The organism is Verrucosispora sp. SN26_14.1 (assembly GCF_004307965.1).
GTDB lineage: Bacteria > Actinomycetota > Actinomycetes > Mycobacteriales > Micromonosporaceae > Micromonospora.
In genome coordinates, this window is sequence record NZ_SISL01000380.1 from 1 (window position 1) to 5,560 (window position 5,560).

At 74.6% G+C, this 5,560-nt stretch carries 6 protein-coding genes; all 6 read right to left on the bottom strand.

The genetic code is table 11. The features are described 5' to 3' along the window. Nucleotides 1-378 (bottom strand): ATP-binding cassette domain-containing protein (locus EYA84_RS24865; RefSeq protein WP_131055856.1); only part of this gene is annotated, 378 nt, incomplete at its 3' end. Then, entirely contained in the window at nt 375-1,208 is an 834-nt protein-coding gene (locus tag EYA84_RS24870; protein WP_131055857.1) for an ABC transporter permease subunit, read from the bottom strand. The genes EYA84_RS24870 and EYA84_RS24865, both read right to left, overlap by 4 nt. After that, nucleotides 1,205-2,149, bottom strand: a complete 945-nt coding sequence (locus EYA84_RS24875; RefSeq protein WP_131055859.1) for an ABC transporter permease — start codon at nt 2,147-2,149, stop codon at nt 1,205-1,207. The genes EYA84_RS24870 and EYA84_RS24875 overlap by 4 nt, the downstream gene beginning before the upstream one ends. Beyond that, on the bottom strand, nt 2,146-3,693 hold the full coding sequence (locus EYA84_RS24880) for an ABC transporter substrate-binding protein (protein WP_131055861.1): 1,548 nt from the start codon (nt 3,691-3,693) through the stop codon (nt 2,146-2,148). The genes EYA84_RS24875 and EYA84_RS24880 overlap by 4 nt, the downstream gene beginning before the upstream one ends. Before the next feature lie 29 nt (nt 3,694-3,722). Further along, a complete protein-coding gene (locus tag EYA84_RS24885) occupies nt 3,723-5,027 on the bottom strand; it encodes an MFS transporter (RefSeq protein ID WP_236145946.1) in 1,305 nt (434 codons plus the stop codon). Next, the coding region (locus tag EYA84_RS24890; protein WP_275540814.1) for an enolase C-terminal domain-like protein at nt 5,024-5,560 on the bottom strand (537 nt) is incomplete at its 5' end. The genes EYA84_RS24885 and EYA84_RS24890, both read right to left, overlap by 4 nt.

Consider the following 5,560-nt stretch of genomic DNA (forward strand, 5'->3'; position numbering starts at 1 on the left):
CGCCCGGACCGCCTCCGGCGCGGCGACGCGGCGTGCCCGGCGGCCGGAGACTGGGCAATGTCGGCGGGCGATCTCGTGCAGCACGGGGCCGACGCGGCGTACCGGGGTGAGCGCGGCCGAGGGCTGCTGCGGGACGTACCCGACGAGCCCACCGGGCGCCGGGGTTTCGGGACCGACCACCCGACCGTCGATCTCGACCCGGCCGGTGAGGCGTACGCCGGGACCAACCTCGCCGAGCAGCGCCCGCCCGAGGGTGGACTTGCCGCTGCCGGACGGACCGACGACGGCGAGCACCCCACCGGACGGCACCGTGAACGACACGTCCCGCAGCAATCGGTGTCCGTCGGCGACGGCACCCAGCCCGTCGACCCGGATCATCGGACCTCCTCCCGAGTCCGGTCGGCGTCCGGCTCCGCCACCGACTTCCGGCCGGTCAACAGCGCGTCGGTGACCAGGTTGACGCCGACGGCGAGCGCGACGAGCAGCGCGGCGGGGACGACGACCGCCCACGGTTGCAGGAAGATCCCGCCCCGGTTGCGGTCGACCATCACCGCCCAGTCGGCGGCGTCCGGGGCGACCCCGATGCCGAGGAAGCTGGCCGTCGCGACGAGATAGACGGCGCCGATGAACCGCACCCCGGCGTCGGCGAGCAGGATCCGGCGGATGCCCCGCGCGACGTAGCCGACCGCCCGCCGCCACCAGGTCTCCCGGTAGAGCCGCATCGCCTCCATCACGGTGCCGTGGGCCAGCGGCAACGCGGCGGCGCGGGTGATCCGCGCGACCTCCGGCAGGGTGACCACCGCGACGATCACCACCAGGGTCAGCGGCCCGCGTGGCGCGGTGGCGGCCAGCAGGATGAGCAGCAGCAACGACGGGATGGCGAGCAGCAGGTCCAGCGGTCGCATCAGCGCCTCGTCGAGCCGACGGTGCCGGGTCAGCGCGGCGACCAGGCCGAGGGGCACGCCCAGCAGATAGGCCAGCGCGGTGGCGGCGACCGCGACCGCGACGACGGACCACCCGCCGAGCAACACCTGCGCCACGACGTCCCGGCCGACGAAGTCGGTGCCGAGCAGACCCGCGCCGTCGAACGGTCGGGTCCGCGCGTCGGATTCGGCGACCAGCAAAGGTCCGGCGACCGCGAGCAGCAGCGGCACGGCCAGCAGCACGACCCCGACGACCGCCCGGGGTCTGCGCCGTCGGGCCGTCACCGGACACCGACCGTACGCGGGGCGAGCCGGAACGCCACCAGGTCCGCGACCAGGTTGACCAGCACGGTGGTGACCGCCACGACCACGCAGAGCCCCTGGATGGTGGGTACGTCCCGGGCGGCGACCGCGTCGACCAGGGCGGTGCCCAGCCCGGGGATGACGAAGACCGCCTCGACCACGATGACGCCGCCGAGCAGCCAGTCGGTGGTGCGGGCGACCTGCTGCACGACCGGTGCGGCGGCGGTCGGCAGCGCGTGCGCCAGCCACCGCCGCCGGGTGGAGAGACCGAGCCGTCGGGCGTGCTGGACGTACTCCGCACGCAGGGCGTCCACCATGCCGGCGCGGGTCAGCCGGCTGATCGAGCAGATCGGCCGGGCCAGCAGCACCAGCAGCGGCAGCACCAGCACCCCCGGCTGGGCGAGCAGGTCGGCACCGACGGCGGTGGGCGGGAACCAGCCCAGCCGGACGCCGAAGACCGCCACCAGCAGGATGGCCAGGGCGAACTCGGGTACCGCGTACAGCCCGACCGCGAGGGTGGTGAGTGTCCGGTCGAGCCGGCCCCCCTCGCGTCGGGCGGCGAGCATGCCGAGCCCGACGGCGAGCGGCACCAGCAGGACCAGCGTGGCGACCGCGAGCAGCAGGGTCGCGGCGGCCCCGCCGACGATCAGGTCCAGCACCGGCCGCTGCGAGATCAGCGAGGCGCCGAGGTCGCCGTGCAGCAGCCCTACGAGCCAGTCCAGGAAGCGCCACCAGGCCGGTCGGTCGAGGTCGAGCTGCGCGCGGATCAGCGCGATCCGCTCCGGGTCGGGATGGTCACCGGCGATCACCACGGCCGCGTCCCCGGGCAGCGCCTCGGTGAGGACGAACACGACGGTGGTGATGCCGGCGACCTGCCCGACGCCGAGCAGCAGCCGCTGCACGGTGTAGCGGGCCAGACTCAAGCCAGCCACACCTTGTCGAAGCGGGCCCAGTCCAGAGTGTTCGCGGGCGCCTCGGCGGAGACCCCGCGCACCTTTGGGGCGGTCGCCACCAGGAAGTCGGCGAACCCCCACACCAGCAGCCCGCCCTCGGCGTGCAGCATCCGCTGCATGTCCCCGTACGCGCGACGGCGACCCGCCTCGTCGGTGGAGGAGACGGCGGTGCCGTAGAGCGCGTCGAACTCGGGCCGCATCCAGCGGGTGGCGTTCGTGGTGGAGGTGGTCAGCAGCCGCTGCGAGATGTGCGTCTCGATCGGCATGGCACCGCTGCGGAAGGTGGCCATCACCCCGCCGTCGAGCACGTCCCGCCAGTAGGTGTCCTTGTTGCGCTGCACCGGCTCGACGGTGAGCCCGACCTGACGGGCCTGGTCGGCGAAGACGCTGGCGGCCTCGACGAAACCGGCGGCGACCGGTGCGGTGTCCAACGGGATGCGCAGCCCGCGCGCACCGGCCCGATCCACCAGTGCGCGGGCCCGGTCGAGGTCGCGGGTGCGCTGCGGGATGTCGTCGGCGTAGTACTGGAAGCCCTTGCCGAAGAGGTCGTTGCCGACCTGCCCGGTGCCGGAGAGCACCGTCTCGACGAGCTGCTCCCGGTCGGTGAGCAGGAACATCGCCTCGCGCAGGTCCCGGTTGTCGAACGGGGGACGGTCCACCTTCATGGTGAAGCCGAGCAGGTTGCTGTTCGGCATCCGGGTGATCGCGACGCGGTCGTTGCCGGTGTGCGTCCGCGCGGTGGTCGGGCTGACGTCGTGCGCGTAGTCGACCTGCCCGCCGAGCAGGGCGTTGATCCGGGCCGACTCCTCGTTGGCGATCACGTACTCCAGCTCGTCGAGGTGCGCGGCACCCTCCCAGTAGTCCGGGTAGCGGGCCAGCAGCAGCGATCGGCCGGGGGTGAAGCTGCTGACGGTGAACGGGCCGGAACCGATCGGCCGGTCGAACGACTCGGCACCCTCCGGCACGATGTACGCGCCGAACGCGGCGAGGACGTTGCCGAACTCGGCGAACGGCCGGTGCAGGGCGAACTCGACGGTGCGGTCGTCCACCGCCCGGCTGGCCCGCAGGTCGATCAGGGAGAGGCTGGCGCGGGCCCGGAACGCCCGGTCCGGGTCGACGATGCGGGCGTAGCTGGCGAGCACGTCGGCGGCGCGGACCGGCCGACCGTCGTGGAAGGTGGCCTCGCGCAGCGCCACCCGCCAGCGGGTCAGGTCCGCGTTCGGTTCCCAGCTCAGCGCCAGTCGGGGCTGGATCGACACGTCGGGGCCGTAGTCGGCCAGCTTGTCGAAGACGGCCTTGGCCCGCGACGCCTCGTTGAACAGGTTCGCCAGGTGCGGGTCGAGCGTCTCGGTGGCACCGCCACCGGCGAACGCGACCCGCAACCGGCCGCCCCGCCTCGGGGTGTCACCGGCACCGGGGCCGCCGGTGGAGTCGCCGCCGCAGCCGGTGAGCAGGGCGGTGGCCAGGGCGGCGCCGCCGCCGAGCAGCGTGCGGCGGGACAGGTGGATCGACATGGGGTTTCCTCTCGAAGGTGTCGCGGTGTTCAGGCCGCGCCGGGGCGGCGAGGGGTGACGGCGGGCATCCGCGCGTCGCCCGGGACGGTGTCCGGTGCGGGGTCGGCGACCGGTCGGGGGCCGAGCAGGTTCCGGCGGTGCAGCACCCGCACCGCCGCGGCCGAGGCCAGTCCGAGGGCGGCGCAGAGCAGCCACGCCCCGGCCGGGACCCGCTCGGCCGCGCCGTCCGATCCGGTCTGCATGAGTCCGCCGACGGCGGTGGTGGCGAGCGCCGCCACCACGCCCGAGGCGAGATAGAAGACGCCGAAGTAGGTGCCGGTGAGCCCGGTGCGGGCGAATCCGGGCAGCAGTTCCAGCACGAACGGCTGCGCCACCATCACCCCCACCGCCAGCGCCAGCGTGGTGACGAGCACCGGCAGGACGCGGACCGCCGGGGGACCGCCCAGCGGCAGCAGCGGCACCAGGAAACCGGCGCCGGTCACCGCCATCCCGGCGGCGATCGCGGTGCCCCGGTCGACGCGGCGACGCAGCCGCGCGGTGATGCGGACCTGCCCCGCCACGGTGACCACGGTGGAGACGACGAAGAGTGCGGCGACCGCCAGCGGCGTGCCGGTGACCGCCTCCGCCTGCACCGGCAGCACCAGATAGAGCTGGGTCTGCAACGCGAAGAGCGCGCTCAACGCCACCGTGAACGCCAGGAACCGGCCGTCGGTCAGCGACTCCCGCCAGTCCCGGCCGACGCTCTGCCCGCTGGCCGTCACCGGCTGGGCCGGCAGCACCAGCGCCTGCGCCACGGTCAACGCGGCGAACACCAGCGCGGCCCCGGTCGCCGCCGCCCGGAAGTCGACCAGCAGCAGCGCGCTGCCGACCAGCGGCCCGATCAGCGCCCCCGCGCTGGCGAACACGTTGAACAGGGCGAACGCCTCGGCCCGCCGGTCCGGGGCGGCCTGGGCCAGATAGGCGCGCACGGCCGGGTTGAACAGGGCACCGGCCAGACCGGTCAGCACCGAGGCGACCAGCAGCGCCGCCAGCGACCCGCCGACCGCGAACACCGCGAAGCCGACCGCCCGCAGCCCACACCCGGCGATGATCACCCCGCGTGCGCCGAGCCGGTCCGCCGCCGATCCGCCGAGCAGGAACAGTCCCTGTTGGCTCAGGTTGCGTACCCCGAGGACCAGGCCGACCAGGGCGGCCGAGAGCCCGATCTGGTCGGTGAGATAGCCGGCCAGGAAGGGCAGCAGCATGTAGAACCCGACGTTGACGCCGAGCTGGTTGACCACCAGCAGCCGGATCGGCACCGGGAAGCCGCGCCACGACGCCCAGGTGGCCCTCACCGGGGTGCCTCCGCCGCCGGTGCCACCCCGAGCCCGGCCGCCCCCGACAGGCGCAGCACACCGTCCCGACCGCCGATGCCGGTCCACGGGTCGTCGGCGAGCAGCAGATGGCCGTCCAGGTCCACCCAACGGGCCAGACCGGCCAGGTGCACCGCCGGGGCGATGCCGAGCGAACTGGCCACCAGGCAGCCGAGCATCACGTCCAGGTCCCGTTGCCGGGCCGCCTCGATCATGTCCCCGGCGGCGGTGATGCCGCCGCACCGCGCCAGCTTCACGTTCACCCCGGCGACCGCGCCCGCCAGCCGGTCCAGGTCGGCCGGACCGGCGGCGTCCTCGTCGGCGACGACGGGCGTGCCGCTGCGGGCACCCACCCAGGCCAGCAGGTCGGGGCGGCCCGGCGGGATGGGCTGTTCCACCGCGTCCAGCTTGTGCGGCGCGAGCGCGTCGAGCTGTCGCACGGCCTGTTCGGCGGACCAGCCGCCGTTGGGGTCGAGCAGCAGCCGGGCGTGCGGCGCGGCGGCCCGGACCGCCGC

Excerpts from the sequence above, each read along its gene's own strand:
- EYA84_RS24880 (WP_131055861.1), bottom strand. The coding sequence starts at position 3,693 with ATGTCGATCCACCTGTCCCGCCGCACGCTGCTCGGCGGCGGCGCCGCC.